This window comes from Micromonospora palythoicola, from assembly GCF_036689795.1.
Lineage (GTDB): Bacteria > Actinomycetota > Actinomycetes > Mycobacteriales > Micromonosporaceae > Micromonospora > Micromonospora palythoicola.
The window spans coordinates 1-22501 of record NZ_JBAGKI010000006.1; the positions used below are offsets into that span (position 1 = coordinate 1).

At 71.9% G+C, this 22501-nt stretch carries 23 protein-coding genes; 14 read left to right on the forward strand and 9 right to left on the reverse strand.

Annotation, left to right across the window (positions count from 1 at the left end):
- Nucleotides 1-151 precede the first annotated feature (151 nt).
- The 3 genes from dnaJ to V5O40_RS04100 all read left to right on the forward strand — a co-directional run bounded on the left by dnaJ (nt 152) and on the right by V5O40_RS04100 (nt 2189).
- Nucleotides 152-1324, forward strand: a complete 1173-nt coding sequence (gene dnaJ / locus V5O40_RS04090) for a molecular chaperone DnaJ (protein ID WP_332904211.1) — start codon at nt 152-154, stop codon at nt 1322-1324.
- A gap of 28 nt (nt 1325-1352) precedes the next feature.
- The gene (locus tag V5O40_RS04095) at nt 1353-1790 is read left to right on the forward strand and encodes a heat shock protein transcriptional repressor HspR (RefSeq protein WP_164446726.1); all 438 of its coding nucleotides are present in this window, start codon (nt 1353-1355) and stop codon (nt 1788-1790) included.
- A gap of 192 nt (nt 1791-1982) precedes the next feature.
- The gene (locus V5O40_RS04100) at nt 1983-2189 is read left to right on the forward strand and encodes a hypothetical protein (RefSeq protein WP_332904212.1); all 207 of its coding nucleotides are present in this window, start codon (nt 1983-1985) and stop codon (nt 2187-2189) included.
- Nucleotides 2190-2245: 56 nt separating this feature from the next.
- On the opposite strand, the gene V5O40_RS04105 is transcribed toward V5O40_RS04100, so the two are convergent.
- From V5O40_RS04105 to V5O40_RS04120, 4 genes are all read right to left on the reverse strand, one after another.
- On the reverse strand, nt 2246-2674 hold the full coding sequence (locus tag V5O40_RS04105; RefSeq protein WP_332904213.1) for a hypothetical protein: 429 nt from the start codon (nt 2672-2674) through the stop codon (nt 2246-2248).
- Nucleotides 2675-2843: 169 nt separating this feature from the next.
- A complete protein-coding gene (locus V5O40_RS04110) occupies nt 2844-4055 on the reverse strand; it encodes a cation:proton antiporter (RefSeq protein ID WP_332904214.1) in 1212 nt (403 codons plus the stop codon).
- A 7-nt stretch (nt 4056-4062) separates the two neighbouring features.
- On the reverse strand, nt 4063-4563 hold the full coding sequence (locus V5O40_RS04115; protein WP_164446722.1) for a cation:proton antiporter regulatory subunit: 501 nt from the start codon (nt 4561-4563) through the stop codon (nt 4063-4065).
- 81 nt (nt 4564-4644) lie between these two features.
- A complete protein-coding gene (locus V5O40_RS04120) occupies nt 4645-5043 on the reverse strand; it encodes a hypothetical protein (RefSeq protein ID WP_332904215.1) in 399 nt (132 codons plus the stop codon).
- Nucleotides 5044-5118: 75 nt separating this feature from the next.
- On the opposite strand from V5O40_RS04120, the gene clpB reads away from it, so the two are divergent.
- From clpB to V5O40_RS04165, 9 genes are all read left to right on the forward strand, one after another.
- Nucleotides 5119-7710 (forward strand): ATP-dependent chaperone ClpB, encoded by a 2592-nt coding sequence (gene clpB / locus V5O40_RS04125; protein WP_332904216.1) that lies wholly within the window; start codon nt 5119-5121, stop codon nt 7708-7710.
- A gap of 62 nt (nt 7711-7772) precedes the next feature.
- Entirely contained in the window at nt 7773-8153 is a 381-nt protein-coding gene (locus V5O40_RS04130) for a hypothetical protein (RefSeq protein ID WP_332904217.1), read from the forward strand.
- 69 nt (nt 8154-8222) lie between these two features.
- Nucleotides 8223-9233 (forward strand): hypothetical protein, encoded by a 1011-nt coding sequence (locus tag V5O40_RS04135; RefSeq protein WP_332904218.1) that lies wholly within the window; start codon nt 8223-8225, stop codon nt 9231-9233.
- A 72-nt stretch (nt 9234-9305) separates the two neighbouring features.
- Entirely contained in the window at nt 9306-9908 is a 603-nt protein-coding gene (locus V5O40_RS04140) for a DUF4178 domain-containing protein (protein WP_332904219.1), read from the forward strand.
- Between the two features lie 129 nt (nt 9909-10037).
- Nucleotides 10038-10838, forward strand: coding sequence for a hypothetical protein (locus tag V5O40_RS04145; RefSeq protein WP_332904220.1), 801 nt, complete (start codon nt 10038-10040; stop codon nt 10836-10838).
- Between the two features lie 150 nt (nt 10839-10988).
- On the forward strand, nt 10989-11699 hold the full coding sequence (locus V5O40_RS04150) for a hypothetical protein (protein WP_332904221.1): 711 nt from the start codon (nt 10989-10991) through the stop codon (nt 11697-11699).
- On the forward strand, nt 11699-12514 hold the full coding sequence (locus tag V5O40_RS04155; protein ID WP_332904222.1) for an SDR family NAD(P)-dependent oxidoreductase: 816 nt from the start codon (nt 11699-11701) through the stop codon (nt 12512-12514). Before V5O40_RS04150 ends, V5O40_RS04155 begins: the two co-directional genes overlap by 1 nt.
- Before the next feature lie 167 nt (nt 12515-12681).
- Nucleotides 12682-13212, forward strand: a complete 531-nt coding sequence (pyrE, locus tag V5O40_RS04160) for an orotate phosphoribosyltransferase (RefSeq protein WP_269740435.1) — start codon at nt 12682-12684, stop codon at nt 13210-13212.
- A gap of 57 nt (nt 13213-13269) precedes the next feature.
- Nucleotides 13270-13647 (forward strand): ArsR/SmtB family transcription factor, encoded by a 378-nt coding sequence (locus tag V5O40_RS04165; protein WP_007073957.1) that lies wholly within the window; start codon nt 13270-13272, stop codon nt 13645-13647.
- A gap of 51 nt (nt 13648-13698) precedes the next feature.
- On the opposite strand, the gene V5O40_RS04170 is transcribed toward V5O40_RS04165, so the two are convergent.
- From V5O40_RS04170 to V5O40_RS04185, 4 genes are all read right to left on the reverse strand, one after another.
- Complete coding sequence (locus V5O40_RS04170; RefSeq protein ID WP_332904223.1) at nt 13699-14634, reverse strand: DUF368 domain-containing protein; 936 nt, start codon at nt 14632-14634, stop codon at nt 13699-13701.
- Between the two features lie 96 nt (nt 14635-14730).
- On the reverse strand, nt 14731-17256 hold the full coding sequence (locus V5O40_RS04175) for a polynucleotide kinase-phosphatase (protein WP_332904224.1): 2526 nt from the start codon (nt 17254-17256) through the stop codon (nt 14731-14733).
- Nucleotides 17253-18686 carry a 3' terminal RNA ribose 2'-O-methyltransferase Hen1 gene (locus V5O40_RS04180; RefSeq protein WP_332904225.1) on the reverse strand — a complete coding sequence of 478 codons (1434 nt, stop codon included), beginning with the start codon at nt 18684-18686 and terminating at the stop codon, nt 17253-17255. The genes V5O40_RS04175 and V5O40_RS04180 overlap by 4 nt, the downstream gene beginning before the upstream one ends.
- A 322-nt stretch (nt 18687-19008) precedes the next feature.
- Nucleotides 19009-19221 carry a hypothetical protein gene (locus V5O40_RS04185; protein WP_093403775.1) on the reverse strand — a complete coding sequence of 71 codons (213 nt, stop codon included), beginning with the start codon at nt 19219-19221 and terminating at the stop codon, nt 19009-19011.
- A gap of 167 nt (nt 19222-19388) precedes the next feature.
- Between V5O40_RS04185 and V5O40_RS04190 the strand changes: the two genes are divergently transcribed.
- Both V5O40_RS04190 and fbaA read left to right on the forward strand, forming a co-directional pair.
- The gene (locus V5O40_RS04190; RefSeq protein WP_332904226.1) at nt 19389-19772 is read left to right on the forward strand and encodes a phage holin family protein; all 384 of its coding nucleotides are present in this window, start codon (nt 19389-19391) and stop codon (nt 19770-19772) included.
- A 190-nt stretch (nt 19773-19962) separates the two neighbouring features.
- Complete coding sequence (gene fbaA / locus V5O40_RS04195; protein WP_269740430.1) at nt 19963-20988, forward strand: class II fructose-bisphosphate aldolase; 1026 nt, start codon at nt 19963-19965, stop codon at nt 20986-20988.
- A gap of 73 nt (nt 20989-21061) precedes the next feature.
- On the opposite strand, the gene V5O40_RS04200 is transcribed toward fbaA, so the two are convergent.
- A complete protein-coding gene (locus V5O40_RS04200) occupies nt 21062-22306 on the reverse strand; it encodes an LOG family protein (RefSeq protein ID WP_332904227.1) in 1245 nt (414 codons plus the stop codon).
- Between the last annotated feature and the right edge of the window lie 195 nt (nt 22307-22501).

Consider the following 22501-nt stretch of genomic DNA (forward strand, 5'->3'; position numbering starts at 1 on the left):
CGGGGCTACCAGGTCGGTGAGCGACTGCTGCGGCCCGCGCTGGTCGCGGTCGCCGACCCGCAATTGTGCGCTAGGGTGACCCGGCCGCCCCGCCCGCCGACACCCGGCGGGCGGGGCGGACCGGGCCCGGCGGTGGGGAGGAGGTGTACGGGTGAGTTCGAAGGACTGGATCGAGAAGGACTACTACGCGGTCCTGGGCGTGGCGAAGGCCGCGCCGGCTGATGAGATCAAGAAGGCGTACCGCAAGCTGGCCCGCGAGTCGCACCCGGACCACAATCCCGGTGACGCCAAGGCCGAGGAGCGTTTCAAGGCGGTGTCCGAGGCGTACGCGGTGCTCGGTGACGACGCCAAGCGCCGTGAGTACGACGAGATGCGCTCGTTGTTCGGCTCGGGTGCGTTCCGGCGTGGTGCCCGGCAGGGCGGCCAGCCGGGCGGTGCCCCGTTCGACGTCTCCGACCTGTTCGGCGGCGCGCAGTCAGGTGGCGGCCGGTTCGCCGGCGGCAACATCTCCGACCTGTTCAGCTCGATCTTCTCCGGCGGCGGGGGTGCGGGCGCGCCCGGTCCGGCCCGGGGCCGGGACATCGAGACCGAGGTGGCGCTCGACTTCGACGACGCGGTACGCGGCGTGACCCTGCCGCTGACGTTGCGGGCACCCGGTGTCTGCGACACCTGCCACGGCAACGGCGCCAAGCCCGGCACCGTGCCACGCACCTGCCCGGTCTGCCACGGCGCCGGGGTCACCAACCGGAACCAGGGCGCGTTCAGCTTCTCCGAGCCCTGCCGCAACTGCCAGGGCGTGGGCACGGTGGTGGACGAGAAGTGCCCGGAGTGCCAGGGCACCGGCGGGGTCACCAAGACCCGTACGCTCAACGTCCGCTTCCCCGCCGGGGTGGCCGACGGCCAGCGGATCAGGCTGGCCGGCCGGGGTGAGCCGGGTGAGCGCGGCGGCCCGGCGGGTGATCTGTTCGTGCACGTGAAGGTCCGGCCGGACGAGGTGTTCGGGCGCACCGGCGACGACCTCACGCTCACCGTGCCGATCACGTTCGCGGAGGCCGTCCTCGGCACCGATCTGCGGGTACCGACGCTCGACGGTCCGGTGACCCTGCGGGTGCCACCGGGTACGCCGAGCGGTCGCATCCTGCGTGCCCGGGGCAAGGGTGTCAGCCGCCGGGACGGTCAGGCCGGCGACCTGCTGGTCACCCTCGACGTGGTGGTGCCAGCGCGGATCTCGGACGAGGCACGGGCCGCTCTGGAGACGTTCGCCGAGCAGACCCCGCCGGCGGCCCGGGAACATCTCGACGCGCGGGTGCGTCGGTTCGGTTGATCGGTGAAGCGGTGCGGAGGTGAGCGGGATGGACGGGTTCGTCGGCTCGGATGACCCGGCATACGAGGCCAAGGTGCTGATGATTTCGGTCGCGGCGCGGATGGCGGGGATGCACCCGCAGACGCTGCGCCAGTACGACCGGCTCGGCCTGGTGCAGGCCGGCCGGGCGGCCGGTGGTGGTCGACGGTACAGCGTCCGGGACGTGGTGCTGCTGCGCGAGGTGCAGCGGCTCAGCCAGGACGACGGCGTCAACCTCGCCGGGATCAAGCGGATCATCGGGCTGGAGCGACTGCTGGAGCAGGCGCAGCAGCGGGTCGCCCAACTGGAGGCGGAACTCGACGCCGCGTACCGCCGGATGGCCGAGCTGGAGTCGCTGGCCCGCTTCCCCGGCCGGGATCTCGTACCCACCAACCAGACCTCGACCGCCCTGGTGGTCTGGCGTCCCCGACGCAGCCCCGGGCGCTGACGCCCGCCATCGCCGAAAGGGTGTGGCTCCGCCAGGCGGAGCCACACCCTTCCGCGTCTCCGCGGCGCTCGTGTTTCCGCAAACCCGAGCGCCGGACGGGTTGTCCCGACTAGCCTTCAGAAATCACGTCTAAACCAACTCAATCCGGACTCCGATCTGGCGGGGGGAGCCATGACGGAAGCGGCGAGAAAGGTGGCCGAGCAGACGGAGCAACGCCTCGACGACCTGGCCGAGAGCGTCCAGCGTCGGTTCGACCGGATCACCAAGGGACGTCTCTCCGGGCAGAGTCAGGACGACAGATCCGTCGACCGGGTCGCGGCGGAACGCGGTCAGGTCGGCCGAGGTGCCGGCCAGGTGCGCAGTGACCAGCACCGTCGTGAGCGGGGCGGGTCGCGCTGACGATCCGCCGACGTGCGGGCCGGGAGCCACGGGGGGTCCCGGCCCGTTCGGCACGTTCAGAGCCGGCGATTTTCCCGGACCAGCCCGCCCTCGCACCACTCCCGGTACACGAACAGCTCCGGCCGGGTCAGCAGTACCCGGCTGTTGTGCGCCCAGGTACGCATCAACTCGTCGCCGTTGCGCTCGGCCTGGTCGACGAGCTTCCGGAAGCGACGCTTCGGGTGCGCCCGGAAGTTCGTCCGGATCCCGTCGGCGGCGTAGATGTAGAGGCAGTGCAGCGCGAACCGACGCGCCGGACAGCGGGTGTCCATGGCGAGTTCGAACAGCGTCATCACCAGCCGGTCACCGGAGACCAGCAGGTCCCAGTCCGGCGGCATCGACGTCAACGGGACCGAGTCGGGTTGGTAGGCCCACGCTCGCAACTCCGCCGGGGTCGGATCGACGGGGTTGGCGAAGCCGTGGAACGCTGACTCCTGCACGCTCACCGGCCAACCTTCCGCTTCCGCCCGCGGGGGCGTGCGCCCACCGGGAACCTGGCTGCTGGGGCGACACGTTAACGCGGTACCGGTGAGTACCGGTAGACCCTGCGGGAAGCAATTCGGCATCTGTTGGTCGACGGGGGCCGTCCGGACGGTCTCACCGGCCGGTGAGCGGTCACGCCCGGTCGGCCACCGGTGCCCGTTGCGCCCGTTGGGCCCGGGCCCGCGACCGCAACCACTGCTTGAACCAACCCAGGTCCGGCAACCGGGCGAGCATCGGCCCGGTCACCACCGTGATCAGTACGTACGCCGTGGCGAGCGCCGCCAGTTGCGGATCGACGCCGCCGGCGGCCACCGCCAGCCCGGCGATGACGATGGAGAACTCGCCCCGGGGTACGAGTGCCAACCCGGCCCGCCAGCGTCCCGGCTCGGCGATTCCGGCCCGCCGGGCCGCCAGGTAACCGGTCAACGTCTTCGTGCCCATCGTCACGAACGCGAGCAGCAGTGCCGGCAGCAGCACCGGCGGGATGCCCCGAGGATCGGTGACCAGGCCGAAGAAGACGAAGAACACGGCGGCGAACAGGTCCCGCAGCGGAGTGAGCAGTTCGGTGGCGTGGTGGGCGACCGGGCCGGACAGCGCGATGCCGACCAGGAACGCGCCGACCGCCGCCGAGACCTGGAGCTTCGCCGCGATCCCGGCCACCAGGAGGGTCAGTCCGAGCACACCGAGCAGCAGCGCCTCGGCGTCGTCGGCCGACATGAATCTGGAGATCTGCTTGCCGTACCGGACGGCGACCACGAGCACCGCGATGACGGTCACCACCGCGATGCCCAGACCGATACCGCCCTTAGCCACGCCCACGCCGGCCAGCAGGGCGGTCACCAGGGGCAGGTAGAACGCCATCGCGAGATCCTCGATCACCAGCACCGAGAGGACCACGGGTGTCTCTCGGTTACCGAGCCGGCCCAGGTCTGCGAGGATCTTGGCGATCACCCCCGAGGACGAGATCCAGGTGATCCCGGCGAGCACCACCGCGGACACCCAGCCCCAACCGAGCAGCAGCGCGAAGGCCGCCCCCGGCAAGGCGTTGAGCAGGGCGTCGATCAGCCCGGCGGGCGCGGATGCCCGCAGGTTGCCGACGAGTTCGGTGGCCGAGTACTCCAGGCCGAGCATCACCAGCAGCAGGATCACGCCGATTTCCGCGCCGACGGCGAAGAATTCCTCGCTGGCGTTGAGTTCCACGATGCCGCCGTGGCCGAAGGCGAGTCCGGCGAGCAGGTACAGCGGGATCGGTGACAGGCCGATCCGGCGGCTGAGCCGCCCGAGCAGACCGAGCAGGAACAGCAGGGCGCCGACTTCGACAAGCAGGGTCGTGGTCTCGTGCATCCGCGCCTCAGCCGTCCGGATCGCCGTCGGCGAGGATGGCCGTCACGGCGTCGAGGCCGTGCCGGGTCCCGACGACGACCACCACGTCGCCCGCGGCGAACCGGAACGATGGAGCCGGCGAGACGTTCACCTCGCCGTTGCGCAGCACGGCCACGATCGAGGCGCCGGTGCGGGTCCGGGCCTTGGTGTCCCCCAACGGCCGGTTGACGTACAGCGAGGAGGCCGGAATGGCGATCTGCTCGGTGAGCAGCCCGGCGGCCTGCTCGCGCAGCCCGGAGAGTTGGCCGAGCATGAGCGACGCGCCGAGGATGTCGGCCAGCGCCTCCGCCTCGTCATCGGTGAGCGGGATGTCCGCCGCGCTGGCGTCCGGGTCGTCCGGGTCGTACAGGACAAGGTCCCGACGGCCGCTGCGATGGGAGACCACGCCCAGGCGACGGCCGGACTCCGTCACCAGTTCGTGGCGGACACCGATCCCCGGTAAGGCAGTCTGTTCGACACGTACTCGCACCCCGGCAACGCTACCGGCACGCCGCCGGACGTACGGAGCCGGCGCAGCGGGTACGACATGCGCGCCGGGCCGCCGGACGGCTCAGGCGAGCCCGGTGAGGCGGCAGGTCAGTGAGGGCCGGCCGACGCGGCTCACGGTCACCGCGACCAGGCAGCCCCGCTCGGGGTCGAGGACGATCCGCAGCGTTCGCCGGTCAGGCAGGGCGAAGCCGTGGTACGGCGACGGTTCGTTACCCAACGGGCCGGCGTCGATGTGGACCAGGCCGCCTACGTCCGGCTCGGTCACCGCCGACACCACGACCCGGGACAGCAGGTCCACCGGGCGGAGCATCTCCACCAACCAGGCGTCCACGACCGCCGGCCACGAGTAGAAGTACCGGGGGTCGTCCCGCGAGTCCTCCGCCGGCACGGGGGAGCTGAGCTGCTCGCCGTCGCCGAGGGTCGATCGATGGAGTGACGTGCGACAAGTGATACAGCTCACACCGCTCAGGTTGAGTGGAATAGACTCAACTCTGGTTCTGTCGGTACCAGTGGACACACCGATCCAGGGGAGCCCATGAACACCGAACGCCTCACCACCAAGAGCCGCGAGACCATCACCGGCGCCGTCGCCCTGGCGAACCAGCGGGGGCACGCCACCGTCGAACCGTGGCACCTGCTGCTGTCGCTGCTGGACACCGAGGGCTCGACCGCTGCCGGCCTGCTGCGCGCCGTCGGGGCCGACCCGGCCGAGCTGCGCCGCGCCACCCAGCGCTCCGTCGACGGGCTGCCCGCCGCACGCGGGTCCAGCATCGCCGAGCCGACGTTGGCCCGTGAGTTCGTCAACGCCATCGGTGCCGCCGAGCAGATTGCCCGCCCCCTGGGCGACGAATACACCTCCACCGAGCACCTGCTCGCCGGGCTGGCCCGGGTCGGCGGTGCCGTGTCCGCCGCGCTCAAGGCCGCCGGTGCCACCGAGGAGAGCCTGGTCGCCGCCTTCCCGACGGTACGCGGCGGCGATCGTCGGGTGACCACCGCCGACCCGGAACAGACCTACCAGGCGCTCACCAAGTACGGCGTGGACCTGACCGCCAGCGCCCGGGACGGCAAGATCGACCCGGTGATCGGGCGGGACTCCGAGATCCGTCGGGTGATCCAGGTGCTGTCCCGGCGTACCAAGAACAACCCGGTGCTGATCGGCGAGCCCGGGGTGGGTAAGACCGCCATCGTGGAGGGCCTGGCCCAGCGGATCGTGGCCGGCGACGTGCCCGAGTCGCTGCGGGACAAGAAGCTGGTCTCGCTCGACCTCGGCGCGATGGTCGCCGGTGCGTCGTACCGGGGCCAGTTCGAGGAGCGGTTGAAGTCCGTCCTGGAGGAGATCAAGAACTCCGACGGGCAGGTCATCACCTTCCTCGACGAGCTGCACACCGTCGTCGGCGCGGGCAAGGGCGAGGGCTCGATGGACGCCGGCAACATGCTCAAGCCGATGCTGGCCCGCGGTGAGCTGCGCATGGTCGGCGCGACCACACTCGACGAGTACCGCGAGCACATCGAGAAGGACCCGGCGCTGGAGCGGCGCTTCCAGCCGGTGCTGGTCGGTGAGCCCACCGTGGAGGACACCATCGGCATCCTGCGCGGGCTCAAGGAGCGCTACGAGGTGCACCACGGCGTACGCATCACCGACGCCGCGCTGGTCGCCGCCGCCGCCCTCTCCGACCGGTACATCACCGACCGGTTCCTGCCGGACAAGGCGATCGACCTGGTCGACGAGTCGGCGTCCCGGCTCCGGATGGAGATCGACTCCCGGCCGGTCGAGGTGGACGAGATCGAGCGCGCGGTGCGCCGGCTGGAGATCGAGGAGATGGCGCTGGCCAAGGAGCCGGACGCCGCCTCCGCCGAGCGACTGGAGCGGCTACGCAAGGAGCTGGCCGACAAGCGTGAGCAGCTCACCGCCCTGTCCGAGCGGTGGCAGTTGGAGAAGAGCCACATCACCAAGCTCTCCACCGCCAAGGAGGAGCTGGAACGGCTCGGCGGCGAGGCGGAACGGGCCGAGCGCGACGGCGAACTGGAACGCGCCGCCGAGCTGCGGTACGGCCGGATCCCGGCGCTCCAGGCCGACCTGGCCACCGCCGAGGAGGAACTGGCCCGGCTGCAGTCCGCCGGCGCGATGCTCAAGGAGGAGGTCGGCGCGGACGACATCGCCGCCGTGGTCGCCTCCTGGACCGGCATCCCCGCCGGCCGGCTGCTGGAGGGTGAGACCGCCAAGCTGCTGCGGATGGAGGAGTCCCTGCGCGGACGCGTGGTCGGCCAGTCCGAGGCGGTCGCCGCGGTCTCGGACGCCGTCCGGCGCGCGCGGGCCGGAGTCGCCGACCCGGACCGCCCGACCGGCAGCTTCCTCTTCCTCGGCCCGACCGGTGTCGGCAAGACCGAGCTGGCCAAGGCGCTGGCCGAGTTCCTCTTCGACGACGAGCGGGCGATGGTCCGCATCGACATGAGCGAGTACGGCGAGAAGCACTCGGTGGCCCGCCTGGTCGGCGCACCGCCCGGCTACATCGGCTACGAGGAGGGCGGCCAGCTCACCGAGGCGGTGCGCCGCCGGCCGTACTCGGTGATCCTGCTCGACGAGGTGGAGAAGGCCCACCCGGACGTGTTCGACATCCTGCTCCAGGTGCTCGACGACGGCCGGCTCACCGACGGCCAGGGGCGTACGGTCGACTTCCGCAACGCCATCCTGATCCTCACCTCGAACCTGGGTTCGGCGGTCATCAGCGATCTGACGCTGGCCGAGGAGCAGCGCCGCGAGGGCGTCCTGGCCACGGTCCGGTCGCACTTCAAGCCGGAGTTCCTCAACCGGCTCGACGACATCGTGGTCTTCGCCGCCCTGCACGGTGACGACCTGCGGGCCATCGTGGACATTCAACTGGCGCGGCTGAGCCGGCGTCTCGCCGACCGCCGGTTGACGTTGGACGTCACCGAGGACGCGCGTGGGTGGCTCGCCGAGCACGGGTACGACCCGATCTACGGTGCCCGCCCGCTTCGCCGGCTGGTCCAGTCGGCGATCGGCGACCAGCTCGCCCGGGCGCTGCTCGCCGGCGAGGTCCGCGACGGCGACACGGTGCGGGTCGACCTGCGGGACAGCAAGGACGCTCTGTCGGTCACGTCCGGCTGAGCCCGTCGCGCCGGGCCCGCCTCCGACGGGCGGAGGCGGGCTCCCGGGGCGAGGATGGAGAGATGTTCGGGATGCGCCGCAAGAAGGAATCGGAGCTGGCGAGAGCCGTCGCGGAGCTCGGTCACGCCAACACGTTGGCGTTCGGTCGGGTCGGGATCGCGGGCACGTTGCTGCCCGAGACCGAGGCGTACCAGCGCGTCGCGGCGGCCGTGACCGACCGACCGGAGGAGGTACGCGACCTGCTCGACCGGCTGCTCACCGGCAGCGCCCCCGCGGGTCGCGTGTACGCCGCCACCCTGCTGGAGCGGCTCGACCCGGCGGCCGGGCGGGCGGCCTGGACGGCGCTGCGCGGCGACGCCGCCGAGCTGAGCACGATGACCGGCTGCGTGATGGGAAGCACCACGGTGGGCGCGTACGCCGTCGAGCGACTCGCCGCCACCTGATCCGACCGCCGTTCGGATCCACCCGAACGGGGCTGCCGGGGCTTGCCGACGGTCCGTACCGTCCGCGACATGACCGCGACCGCCGAACCGTCGGCAGCCGTACCCCCGCCCCGGCCGCCGCGCCCCGGTACCGTCACTGTGGCCTTCTGGCTGCAACTGGCCACCGTGCTGATCCTGCTCGGCCTCGTCACCCTGCTGGTGTTGGCGGCGGTCGACTGGAACGACGCGATCGACAAGGCGCTGCGGCAGGTGCCCGACGCCGACCCGGACGAGGTACGCGCGGAGCGCTGGAACACCGTCATGATGGCGACGGTCTTCGGTGTGCCGGCCCTGCTGCTGGCGCTCTGGTTGGGGCTCACGTCAGGCTGGGTGCTCCGGGGCAGCAACACCGCCCGGGTGATGGTGTTCGTGGCCGGCGGCCTCCAACTGCTGCTCTGCGTCGTCCAGGGCTGTGCCGGCGCGTTCCTGGTCCCGTTCGGTCTGGCGTTCGCACTTGCCGACGGGCCGTACGTCGACGAGACGTACCCGGAGGAGGTTCCGCCGCCGGACGACGAGTTCTGGCCGGAGTCGAACTTCATGGAGGCTCTGTACGACCAGCCGAACGCGTTCGAGGTGTTCCTCCCGTTGACGGGTCTAGGTGTGCTGCTGGTGTTCCTGCTCACGGCGGCGGTGGTGCTGCTGCTGGCGCTGCCGCCGGCGCACCGCTGGTTCGTGCCCCGCACCGACCCCGCGCCGGCCTGGCCGCTGCCCGGGCGCGACATACCGAACGCCTACCTGGTCGGCTACCCGGTGCCCTTGGGCCACCCCGCCTATCCCGCGCCGTCCGGTCACGCACCGCTGCCGGGGTATCCGCCGGGTTATCCGTCACCGCCCTGGTATGGGGCCCCTGATGCGGGGTATGCGATGCCCGGGTACCGCGTGCCCGGTCCGGATCCGGCCGGGCACTTCCCGCACCAGGCGGACCCGCCGGCCGACCCGCAGACTCCGCCTGATCCACCGACGTCGGACGGGCCGGCGGCCCCCGGCGGTGGTGAGCCGGGCGGTGCGGGTTCCGGCGGAGCGGATCAGGCCGACCGGTAGCCGGGTGGCGGCGGGCGGCAGCTGCCCGGATCATGGTCGACGTCTCCGCCGAACTGTCTCGGGAGGTGACCGGTGGACGGGACGACGGTGTACCTGGTGGCCGGCTGCCTGGCCGGGCTGGCCGTCGCCGGGTTCGCGCTGCGTTGGTGGCGTGGCCGGTCGACGGCGGACCGTCGGCCGCAGCAGGGGTACGGCGGCGGGCAGCGACGTGACCCGAGGCGGATCGAGGTCGGGGACATCGTCGAGATCGGTGACGCCACCTATGCCGTGCGGGGGTCGATCCGCCTGGTGGAAGGCGAGTGGAGGTGGGCCGAGCACCTCCTCGACGACCTGGACGAGCACGGTGGTCGGCGTCGGCTCTCGGTCGCCGAGAGCCCCGCGTTCGAACTGGTGCTCTGGGAGTCGGCGCCGCGTGACGCGACCGTCACGCCGGGAGCGCCGGTGGTGAAGTCCGGCGGGCGGAGCTACAGCTGGCACGAGTCGGGCCAGGCCCGGTACACCGCATCCGGATCCATCGGACTGACGCCGAGCGGCACCATGCGCTACCACGACTACCGGGCCCCGGGCGGGGCGCGGCTCACCTTCGAGGCGTACGGCGAGGCGGGCTGGGCGATGGCCCGTGGTGAACGGCTGGACGGCGACGGGGTGACCGTCCACCCGCAGAGCGGCTCCTGAGCGGGGAAACGCCCGTCTGATCGATCCCGACCGACCGGCTGGCCGGTGGCGCGCCCACCGCTCGGCGTCGCGCCGTGCCGGAATGGCCCGTTGCCGATACGGTGAAGCGCGTTCCAGGAAGGGAGAAAGATGGTCGATCCTCAGAACACCCCGGCCCGGTCGCGACCGGGCGTGGTGACGATATCCACCTACCTGCTGTTGCTGTTCGCGATCTGCCAACTGATCAGCGTGATCATCTCGCTGTCCACCATCGGCACCGTCCGCGACGTGATGGACGACGCATACCGCGACTCCACCGTCGAGGGGGCGCAGAACGTCGCCGACGTCGTGGTCCTCGTCAGCGTCGGCACCGCAATCTTCCTGCTGGTGGCGGCGTTCGCGCTGTTCGGCCTGGGTCTGATGAACCTGCGCGGCAAGAACGGCGCCCGGATCGCCACCTGGATCGTCGGCGGCATCCTCTTCTGCTGCACCGGGTTCGGTCAGCTGAGCGGGTTCGCCGGCAACCTGGGCACGCCCGGCGACACCAGCGGTGACATGCCCAGCGGTGAGGAGATCCAGCGTCGGCTGGAAGACGCGTTGCCCAGCTGGACCACCCCGGTCAGCATCCTGCTCGGGGTGATCAGCCTGATCTCGCTGCTGGTGGCGCTGATCCTGCTGGCACTGCCGAAGGCGAACGAGTTCTTCCGCAAGCCGACCCAGCAGTGGGAGCCGCCGACGCCCGGTGGTGCGTACCCGAGCCAGCCCGGCTACCCGCCGGCCCCCGGCTACCCGGGCACCACGCCGGGCGAACCCGGTTACCCGGCCACCCCGCAGCAGCCGGCCGAGCCCGGCTATCCGTCGGCCCCCGGCGGCCAGCCGAGCGGGCAGACCCCGCCGGCCGACGGTCCGGAGCAGCCCGGCACGCAGCCGCCCACCGACCGCCCCGGCTGACCCTCGGTGGCTCGGTGCGGGTGCCGGCTTCCCCCGGCCGGCCGTCGCCTGAAACTCGGCTCGCCCCGGAACGTCGACACCCGCGTACGGCACGACCGCGACGGTCCCTCCGAGTAGGTTGCTTCCGAACGCCTACCGGAGGGACTTGTCGTGTCGTACCCCGAACAGGCACCGGCCCGCCGGCCGGCGGTGGTCGTGCTGGCGGCGGTGACGCTTGTGGTGATGGCGCTCGGCGCGCTCGCGTTCGCGGCAGCCGGGCTGGCGACGGTCAGCGGCACGGTGGACCGGTTCCGCGCGTCGGCCGACGCCGACGCCGACCCCGCTCAGGTCGACGCGGTGGTGGCGCTGGTGCGGGCCTCGGTCGTGGTGTCGGCGGTGCTGAGCATCCTCGCCGGCCTGCTCCTCGTCGGCCTGGCGCTGGGCCTGGCCGCCCGCCTGCCGGCGGCTCGGGTGGCGACCTGGGTGGTCGCCGGGCTGGGCGGGTGCTGTGGGTGTGGTGGGCTGGTCACGCTTGTCGTGCAGCGCGCGACGCCCCTCGATCTCGGTGACGACCGGGCGACCGCCGAGCTGCTCGCTCTGGTGCCGGACGCCCACCCGTCCTGGTGGATTCCGCTCACCGTCACCCTTTCGATCGCCCAGGTGCTCGGTTACCTTGTGGTAGCCGTGCTGCTGGCTCTGCCTGCGGCCAACGCCTGGTTCCGGCGTCGGCCGGCACCCCAGCGGTCCGCGGCTCCGCACCAGCCGCCCACCGCAGCGTTCGGACACCCGCCGGCACCGTCCCCCTACCCGCCGCCGGCACCGCCGTACCAGCCCTACCCGCCGCCCGGGGCGCCGCCGTCGCCCCCGTACCCGCCGAGGTGATGACGCCCGTGACGCCCCAACCGACGACCGGACGATGGGCGTTGATCACCGGGGCGACGGCGGGCATCGGGGCGGCGTTCGCCACCCGCCTAGCCGCCGACGGCTGGCACCTCGTGCTGGTCGCCCGGGACGGCACCCGGCTGGCGGCCCAGGCCGCCGAGTTGACCGGCCGGCACGGCGTGCAGACCGAGACCATCACCGCCGACCTGTCCACCGACGACGGCTGCGCCACGGTCGAACGTCGGCTGGCTGACGGGCCGCCCGTCGAGCTGCTCGTCAACAACGCCGGCATCAGTCTCAACAAGCCGTTCCTCCGGTCGTCCGTCGAGGACGAGACCCGACTGCTGCGGTTGAACGTGCACGCGGTGCTTCGGCTCACCCTCGCCGCGCTGGCCACGATGACCGAACGGCGCAGCGGCGCAGTGATAAATGTCTCTTCCGTCGCGGGTTTCGGCGCGGTGATGCCCGGATCGACGTACTCGGCCAGCAAGGCGTGGGTCACCAACTTCAGCGAGTCGGTCGGGCAGTCCGCCCGCCCCTTCGGCGTACGGGTGATGGCCCTCTGCCCGGGCTACACGCGCACCGAGTTCCACAAGCGAGCCGGCATCGACATGTCGAAAACCCCCGGGTGGATGTGGCTCCAAGCCACCGACGTGGTCGACGAGGCCCTCCGTGACCTGCACAAAGGCAAGTTGGTGAGCGTTCCGTCGTGGAAGTACAAGCTCGCCGTGGCGGGACTGCGGCACGCTCCGCGCCGGCTGCTCGACGTCGTCTCCCGAGACACCCGAGGCCGCATCGGCCGCGACCGCGGCTGACCGGCGGCCCGGTTGGTCGGCCGCCCGGCGGGAGGAAGACATGGCTCGATCCGCCGTCATGATCGACGTAGGGTAACCGGACATCGCCACTCATCGGTCCACCGGAGGGGTTGACCGGCGTGGCCCGCACACCCGGCCCACAGACTTGCGCAGTACCCTCTATCGCCATGGGGGACCACGACGACCTGCGTAAATTCATCTCCGACCTGGCTGTGGTCCATGGCCGGGTGGTGCTCTCCTCCGGGCGGGAGGCCGACTGGTATGTCGATCTGCGTCGCGTCACGCTGCATAACCGGGCGGCACCGTTGGTGGGACGGGTGATGCGAGAGCTGACCGCCGACTGGTCGTACGACGCGGTGGGCGGTCTGACCCTGGGTGCCGACCCGATCGCCTTCGCGATGCTGCACACCGCCGGGCGTCCGTTGGACGCGTTCGTGGTCCGCAAGGCAGGCAAGGCGCACGGGTTGCAACGTCGGATCGAGGGACCCGACGTCGCCGGCCGTCGGGTGCTGGCGGTGGAGGACACCTCCACCACCGGGGGAAGTGTGCTGACCGCCGTCGAGGCCCTTCGCGAGGCCGGGGCCGAGGTCGTGGGGGTGGCGGTTATCGTTGATCGTGGTGCCGGCGACGCGGTGCGAGCCGCCGGATTGCCCTATCGGGCGGCCTATACGTTGGCTGACCTCGGCCTTGTGGCGTAAAAGTCTGCCGATTCGGATCTGCTGATATGCAGGCGGATCGATGCTGCTGGTGGAAGGATGGAATACGTGGGAACTGCGTTGGCCGAAATGACTATGCCTCAGATCTCGCCGCTTGCCGGCGAGCCGATCGAACGCGCCGACGCCGAGCGGCTGGCGGGGGTCCTCAAGGCCCTTGCCGACCCCGCCCGGCTGCGGCTGCTCAGCCTGATCCAGTCGGCGCCCGAGGGCGAAGCGTGCGTGTGTGACCTCACCGCGCCGCTCGGCCTCTCCCAGCCGACGGTCAGCCACCACCTCCGAATCCTCACCGAGGCCGGCTTGCTCGAACGGGAGAAGCGCGGTGTGTGGGCCTACTACCGGTTGGTCCCGACCGCGATCGCCACGATCGCCGACCTGCTGACCCCGCCGCGCAAGCGGGCCACCAAAAAGGCTCGCTGAACCGGAACCGCTTGGTGGCGGCCCCAGCCGGGCAGCCACCAAGCGGTGGTTTCAGCGGACGTGCGGCGTCTCGTACGTCTCCTCGGTGAGATCCCGGGCGGCCCGACGAAGCCGGCGACGCTCGGCGATGATCATTGCCGCGACCACGGCGACGCCGATCAGGAACAGCGCCACAATGGACGGCACATGGTCGCCCGGCGCGTGCAGGGCCCGGTCCTCGGACTGCCACGGCCACAGCGCCCGCAGGCTGCCCAGGATCACGCCGGCCATCACCGCCAGAGTCATCCGGCGGTGCTGCTCGAGCAGCCACTGGAGCAGCTTGACGAAGAGCGCCAGACCGATGACCATCCCGGTGGCGAAGATCGCCAGGTAGCCGAAGTCGCGGTCGTTGACGGCGCTGATCGTCGGCTCGTACAGGCCGATGGTGAGCAGCAGGAACGACCCGGAGACCCCGGGCAGCACCAGGGCACAGACCGCGACCGCCGCCGCGACCAGGACGACCAGCGGGTGCGGTTCGATGGTGGCCTGCGGCAGTCCGGTCAGCACGAACGCCGCGACCCCGGCGACGATCAGCGCGACCACCTCCGACCCCCGCCACGACTTGCCGACCATCGAGATCGGCACCAGCACGGAGGCGAGGACCAGCCCGAGGAAGAGTCCCCGGGTCTGCTCCGGATGGTCGGCCAGCAGCGGTTCGAGCAGCTTCGCCGCGATCAGCAGGCCGGGCAGCATGCCGATCAGCAGCGGGATGACCACCTCCCAGTGCACCTGCCGTAGCTGGTGCCCCGCCCGCGTCCACCCGCGCCCGCGCGGGACGTCGGTCACCGCGTACCGCACCGTGTTCACCAGATGCCCGGCGGATGCGATGACCCGCTCGTAGACGCCGGTCACCAGCGCGATCGTCCCGCCGCTGACGCCTGGCACGGCCTCGGCCACGCCGATGGCCGCGCCGCGCAGGACATGGCCTACCCGTTCGCCCAATGCCATGAAGATTCCGTTCCGTGAATCGCTCGATCACTGGCCCGTGTGGCGTCCGCCACGGTCAATCAGGCTACCGGTGGCTCGGTCGCCCGCCCGGCCAGGTCACAGCCGTGGGTCGACCGGCTCCGACTCGCAGGCCAGGATCGCGAAGACCAACTCGTGGCGGCGCCACAACGGGGCACCGTCGACCAGGGCGTCCAGGGCCGCCAGGCCGAGCGCGTGCTCGCGTAGTGCCAGGCCCCGCTTGCGGCCCAACGACCGACGCCGCAGCACGGCCAGCTGCTCGGGCTCGGTGTACTCGGGACCGTAGATGATCCGGAGATACTCCCGGCCTCGGCACTTGATGCCCGGCTGGAGCAGCGAGCCCCGCTCGCTGCGGGCGGCCGGACCCGCGTACGGCTTGACGACCATGCCCTCGCCGCCGGTCCCGGTCAGCGCCAGCCACCAGTCGGTCGCCTCCCGTACCGAGCCGTCGTCGGACAGGTCGACGATTCGCCGCCGGGTGGGCGTGAAGAACTCCGGGTCGGCCGCGCAGAGCCGGTCGGCCAACGCCAGGTGCCAGCCGTGATCCCGGTCGCCGTAGCTGGCCTTCGCCCCGGCGAGCACCGCGAACGGCGCGAGCCGCACCCCGCGCAGCCCGTCGGTCGGGCCCACGTACGCCCGGTACGCGGCCGTGTAGGCCGACACGTCGTCGCGGCGGCGGGCCATCCGGTCGCGTAGCTCGGCCACGTCGAGTCCGCGCCCGATCGCCGCGTCCAGCGTCGCCACCGCCACCGGCAGGCCGGCCCGGCCAGCCGCGCCGACCCCCGCGTACTGCTCGCGGATCAGGCCGGCGGCCTTGGCCGACCACGGCAGCAGCTCGCAGTCGAGCAGCAGCCAGTCGGTGGCCAGCTCGTCCCAGAGCCCGGCACCGGTCACCGCCGCGCGTACCCGGTCCAGCAGCTCCGTGTCCAGCGGCTCACCGAAGAACGGTCGACCCGTGCGGGTGTGCACGACCCCGCCGCCGGGACCGAACGGACCACCGTCCGGTGCCCGGCAGAGCAGCACCACGGCCCGGGAGCCCATGTGCTTCTCCTCGCAGACGACCCGGTCCACACCGACCGCCCGGTAGTCGGCGAAGGCCTCCGCCGGATGTTCCAGGTAGCCGTCCAACTGCGACGTCGAGCAGGGCGCCATGGTCGGCGGCAGCCACACCAGCCGGCGCGGGTCGACCGCGAAGCGGCTCATCACCTCCAACGCGGCAGCGGCGTTCTCCGCCGGCACGGTCAGCGAGCCGTACGCGTGCTCCACGTGCCGGCGACCGGTCACGTCGGTCAACTCGAGCACTTCGTCGGGTCTGGCCGGCGCGGCGGTCAGCGGCCGGACCGGGGCGTACCACTCGCGCTCCGCCGGCACCGAGACCAGTTCCCGCTCCGGGTAGCGCAGCGCGGTCAGCCGGCCGCCGAAGACGCAGCCGGTGTCGACGCAGATGGTGTTGTTGACCCACTCCGGCTCGGGGGTGGGGGTGTGGCCGTAGACGACGGTCGCCGAACCGCGGTACTCCCGGGCCCACGGGTAGCGCACCGGCAGGCCGTACTCGTCGGTCTCGCCGGTGGTCTCGCCGTACAACGCGAAGGCGCGTACCCGCCCGGACGCCCGGCCCTGGTACTCCTCCTTCAGCCCGGCGTGCGCCACCACCAGTCGGCCGCCGTCGAGCACGTAGTGGCTGACCAGTCCGTCGACGAAGGCGGCCACCTGGGCGGTGAACTCGGCCGGCTCCGCGTCCAGCTGCGCCAGCGTCTCGGCCAGACCGTGCGCCACCTTGACGTTGCGACCGCGCAGCTTGCGCAGCAGCTTCTGCTCGTGGTTGCCGGGCACGCAGAGCGCGTGCCCGGCGGTGACCATGCCCATCACCAGGCGGAGCACCCCGGGCGAGTCCGGGCCGCGGTCCACCAGGTCGCCGACGAACACGGCGGTACGCCCCGACGGATGCGTCGCGTCCACCGCCCGGCCGGCGTCGTCGCGGTGCAGCCGCCAGCCCAACCGGGTCAGCAGCGCCTCCAGCTCGACCCGGCAGCCATGCACGTCACCGACGATGTCGAACGGCCCGGTCAGCTCGCGCCGGTCGTTGAACAGCCGCTCGTAGCGGATCTCGGCGGCCTCGATCTCCTCGGTGCCGCGCAGCACGTGCACCTTGCGGAAGCCCTCCCGCGCCAGCTGGCCGTAGCTGCGCCGCAGGTCCCGGGACATCCGGCCGAGCACCTGCCGGCCGAAGGTGCGGTCGGACCTGGCCTCGGTGCGCTCCCAGGCCAGCGCCTCCGGCACGTCCAGCACGATCGCCACCGGCAGCACGTCGTGTTCCCGGGCCACCCGGACCAGGGCGGCTCGGGCGTGTGGCTGAAGATTCGTCGCGTCGACCACGGTCAGCCGGCCGGCGCGCAGCCGCTTGCCGGCCACGTAGTGCAGCGCGTCGAAGGCCTCCGCCGAGGCGGACTGGTCGTTCTCGTCGTCGGCGACCATCGCCCGGAAGGCATCGGAGGAGAGGACCTGGCTGGACGCGAAATGCCGGCCGGCGAATGTCGACTTGCCGGAGCCGGAGATGCCGACCAGCGCCACCAGGGCCAGCTCGGGAATGTCGAGGACGGTCATCGGGCTGCCTCCGCACGGGTGAACACGGCCAGCTGGGTGGGTGCGCCGGTCTCCGGATCGTCCGGGCCGACGCCGTGCACCACGGCCGAGTAGCCGTACGTGGCACCGACCCGCCGTACCCAGTCGGCGAACTCGGCGCGGGTCCACTCGAACCGGTGGTCGGCATGCCGGAACGCGCCGGCGGGCAACCCCTCGTAGCGCACGTTGTGCTCCACGTTGGGCGTGGTCACCACGACCGTCGTCGGTCGGGCGTAGCCGAAGACGGCATCCTCCAACGCCGGCAGCCGGGGCGGGTCGACGTGCTCGACGACCTCCATCAGCACCGCCGCGTCGTACCCGCACAGCCGCTCGTCGCGGTAGGTCAACGCGGACTGCCGGAGCGTGACCCGGGTGCGCTGGCGTTCCGGCAGCCGGTCCAGTCGCAGCCGCCGCGTGGCCAGGGTGAGGGCCTGGGTGGAGACGTCGGTGCCGACGATCTCGGTGAACCGTCGGTCACCGATCAGCGTCGCCAGCAGCGCACCCCCGCCGCAGCCAAGGTCCAGCACCCGGTGGGCGCCCGCGTCGACAAGGGCGGCGTGCACCGCCTGCCGGCGGAGGGCGGCAAGCGACGCCCGGGGCGCCGGCTCGGCCGGCACCGCGTCCGCCAACTCGTCGTCGGCGGTCGGCTCGTCGGTGGGGCGCTGGGCGTCCAGCCGTTCCAGTGCGGTGCCCGCCAACGCCCGCCGGTGCGCCAGGTAGCGGCGGATGATCAACCCGCGCTCAGGGTGGTCGGCCAGCCAACCCGCGCCGGCCCGCAGCAACTTGTCCACCTCGTCCGGCGCCACCCAGTAGTGCTTCGCGTCGTCCAGCACGGGCAGCAGCACGTACAGGTGGTTGAGCGCGTCGGCGACCCGCAGTGTGCCGGTGAGGGTCAGATCCACGTAACGGCTGTCGCCCCACTGCGGGTGCAGCTCGTCAAGCGGGATGGCGGTGGCGGTGACCTCCCAGCCGAGCGGACCGAACACCCGCTCCGCCACGTCGGCCCCACCACGGCAGCGCAGCACCGGCACCCGCACCTCCAGCGGGATGCCTCGGGCGGCCAGCTCGGGACGTTCCTTGGAAGCGCCGCGCAGCGCCGAGCGGTACACCTTCGACAGTGCCGAGGCGAGCAGGCTGGACGCGGCGTACGGCCGGTCGTTGACGTACCGCCCGAGGGTGAAGCTCTCCGGGGCGGTGGTCGCTTTGCGGCCGCGACCCCGGGCGGCGGCCAGCTTCAACGGATCGACGTCGAGCAGCAGCACGGCCGTGCAGCGCTGCTCGTCGGCCTCCGGGTAGAAGACGTGCGCGGTGCCGACGGGCACGTCGAAGGCGTGCACCCGGTCGGGGTGCTTGATCAGCAGGTGACCGAGGTCCGTCGCCGGCTGGTGCGTCGTGGTGAGGGTGAGCAGCACCCGCCCATGGTGTCAGCTCTCCCGATCTTGCGCCGTCCTGTTTTCGGTGGGGTGCGGTGGTTGCGGTGGGGGTTTGCAGGGCAGCCCCACCCGCTCCGGGCGGTCAGGCTTGATCCCTGCGCGGGTGGGGCTGCCCCGCAAACCCGTCGGGGTCCGGCTTGCGCCGGCGGTGCCAGCTTTCACCGGTGGCGGTCGGGCTGGGCTGCCGGGGTGGAGACGGCGATGAAGGTGAAACGGCTGTGGGCTTGGGTGGTGGTGGGAGCGGAACGGGCGGCGCCCCGCCGAGGGTGTTCGGCGGGGCACCGGTGGTGCTGTTGCTTGGTCAGCGGTAGTCGTCCTCGTCGGCGCCGACCACGCGGGCCTGCTCCATGGCGTCCCAGTCGTCGACCTCCAGGCCACGGTGCGGCTCGACGTCGACCTGGCTCGGGTCGACCACGGCGGCCTGCTCGACGGCGTCGGCCGGCTCGGCCTCCAGGTCGCGTTCCTCCGGGCTCAGGTGGTCGCCGGGGGCGAAGTCCTCGTCGGGCTGGCCCATGCGATGCCTCCGGGATGTCGACGGACGGGTACCCACCCACCGTACGGGTTGTGCCGGCGCGGTGCTGGCAACCGGCCGGCCGCCGAGCCGTCGAGGGTACGCCGCCGTCGCGGTCGAGTCGGCCGAATCGACCCACCGGCGGCAGTCGCCGGTGCCAGGATGGTTGTGTGGGCTTCCTCATCCGACTGGCGGCGACCGCCATCGCACTGTGGATCACCACGCTGATCGTGCCCGGGGTCGAGGTGACCGGGCGCACCGGTTACGACACGGCGTTCACCCTGCTCGTCGTGGCACTGATCTTCGGTCTGGTCAACGCGGTGCTCAAGCCGGTCATCAGGGTCGTGGGTTGCGTCTTCTACCTGCTGACCCTCGGCCTGTTCGCCCTGGTGGTCAACGCCCTGCTGTTCCTGCTGACCGACCGGATCGCCCGGGCGCTCGACCTGCCGTTCCAGGTGGACGGCTTCTGGGCGGCCTTCTGGGGAGCCATCGTGATGGCGGTGGTCACCTGGCTGATCAGCGTCGCGGTGCCGGATCCAGCGGACCGGCGGTGAACCGGCCCGGTTGTGCCGGTCGGGTGCCGCTACGGGATACTGCCCGCGGAGGACAGCGCGGTCCGGCGCAGCACGGTAGGACAGGCGGCCGCACGGCCGGCCCCCAAGGTAGGACAGGCGGCCGCACGGCCGGGCCCCTACGGAGAACAGCGGCCGTACGGCCGACAGCGGCAAGTAAGGAGCGTTCGACATGCCCATCGCTTCCCCCGAGGCTTACGCCGAGATGCTGGACCGCGCCAAGGCCGGCCGGTACGCGTACCCGGCGATCAACGTGACGTCCTCGCAGACGCTGAACGCGGCGCTCAAGGGCTTCGCCGACGCGGAGAGCGACGGCATCATCCAGGTCTCCACCGGTGGCGCGGAGTACCTCTCCGGCCCCTCGGTCAAGGACATGGTCACCGGTGCGGTGGCGTTCGCCGCGTACGCGCACGAGGTGGCCAAGAAGTACCCGGTCAACATCGCCCTGCACACCGACCACTGCCCGAAGGACAAGCTGGACAAGTTCGTCCGGCCGCTGATGGCCATCTCTCAGGAGCGGGTGAAGGCCGGCCAGGAGCCGCTGTACCAGTCGCACATGTGGGACGGCTCGGCCGTGCCGGTGGCGGAGAACCTGGAGATCGCGGCCCAGCTGCTCGACGAGGCGGCCAAGGGCAAGATCGTCCTGGAGATCGAGGTCGGCGTCGTCGGCGGCGAGGAGGACGGCGTCGAGAACGCCATCAACGACAAGCTCTACACCACCGTCGAGGACGGTCTGGCCATGGTCGAGGCGCTCGGCCTGGGTGAGAAGGGCCGCTACATGGCGGCGCTGACCTTCGGCAACGTGCACGGCGTCTACAAGCCGGGCAACGTCAAGCTCCGCCCGGAGATCCTCAACCAGATCCAGGAGGCGGTCGGCGCCAAGTACGGCAAGGAGAAGCCGCTTAGCCTGGTCTTCCACGGCGGTTCCGGTTCGCTGCTCTCGGAGATCCGCGAGGCGCTGGACTACGGCGTGGTGAAGATGAACATCGACACCGACACCCAGTACGCCTTCACCCGTCCGGCGGCGGACCACATGCTCCGCAACTACGACGGCGTGCTCAAGGTCGACGGCGAGGTCGGCAACAAGAAGATGTACGACCCGCGGGTGTGGGGCAAGGCCGCCGAGGCGGGCATGGCCACCCGCGTGGCGGAGGCCTGCGAGCACCTGCGCTCCACCGGCACCACGATGACCAAGTGACGAACTGACGTCGCCCGGACGGCGGCCGGTCCCGACTCGGGGCCGGCCGCCGTGCCGTCGCAGCCGTACTTCCTCACCTGGTCAGCAGGCGGGCCGCCTCGTGGACGTCGTCGGTCAGGTGCACGGTGTCCGACAGATCCCCGAAGGGGGAGGCGGCCAGCAGCGGGCGCAGCAGCGACTCCACCGGCAGCTCCGTCGTCCAGTACGCGCGGTCGAGGAAGACGTACGCGCCGCTGGCGCCGTCGGTGCCGTAGTAGGTCTTGGTGGCCGCCTGGAACACCTCCTGCACGGTGCCCGCCCGGCCGGGGGCGAAGACGATGCCGCCCCGGGCCAGTCGCAGGATGGTGTCCTCCCGGATGGCGTTGGAGAAGTACTTGGCGATCCGGCCCGCGAACAGGTTCGCCGGCTCGTGCCCGTACAGCCAGGTCGGCACGGCGAGTCCACCGCAGCCCGCCCAGTCCAGGTCGCCGGTGGTCAGCGCGGCGGAGTCGGCCCGATAGGCGGTCACCGGCTCGGTGCCGTTCGCCGGCGGCGTGACCGACCGGCCGAAGAGTTCCCGTACCCGCAGCGCCGCCGCCGTGTAGCGGTCGTGGTCCGTGTAGTCCGGCGCGGCCGCGAGCAGGTCGATGGCCGCGGTGAGGTCCTCCGTCGGCCGGGTCGACAGGTACGCACCCAGGTTCGCGGCCTCCATCACCCCCGGCCCGCCACCGGTGACCACCAGCCGGTGCGCCCGCGCGAGCTCCCGGCCGAGCAGCGCGGCCATCCGGTACGACTGACTTCCCCGGCGGACCGCGTGCCCGCCCATCACCCCGACCACCGACTGCGGCCCGTGGGCGGTCAGCCAGGCCCGGGTGGCGTCGGCGAGCGCGTTGTCCACCCCGTGGTCGTGCAGCCGCTGGCCGAGCGCCTCCCGGACGTCGGGTAGCGCGCCACCGTGCGCCCGGAAGTGCGCGTACACCCGGGTGTCGTACATCGCCGCGAACCCGCCCTCGGTGAAGCCGGCGGCAAGTTCCTCCGGGGTGTAGAGGTGGGACGGCTGGGTCGGGTACGGCAGCCCGGAGAACGGCGGAACCACGTTGGCGCCGCGCCGGACCAGGTCGGCGCCGACCTGCCGGGAGGCGAAACGGCAGCCGACGAAGAGCGTTCCGGCCACCTCGACCCCGGTGAGGTCGGGAGGCTCCAGGTCCAGTCGGAGCCCCTGCACGGTGAGCCCGACCAGGCTGCCGGTGGCCAGTCGCCGGTCGAACTCCGCCCGGGTCTGGATCTCGTCGGTCCAGGTGTGCGGCTCGATGACGTCCGCGGGAGGTGGGGTCGGCATCGGGTCATCCTGCCGGGCGGGCGCAACGCCGTGGACGTGACCCCGGGCGACCCGGCGATGAGACGGGAGCCCGGCGGCCTGGCCGGGCTCCCGCGTTCCGGTTCCTGGGGAGGCTCCGGACCCATAGTTGTAGTGGATGCGACCCGGTGACGGCATGGGCCGCAGGCGTGACCGACCTCTCGGCCGTTCAGCCGA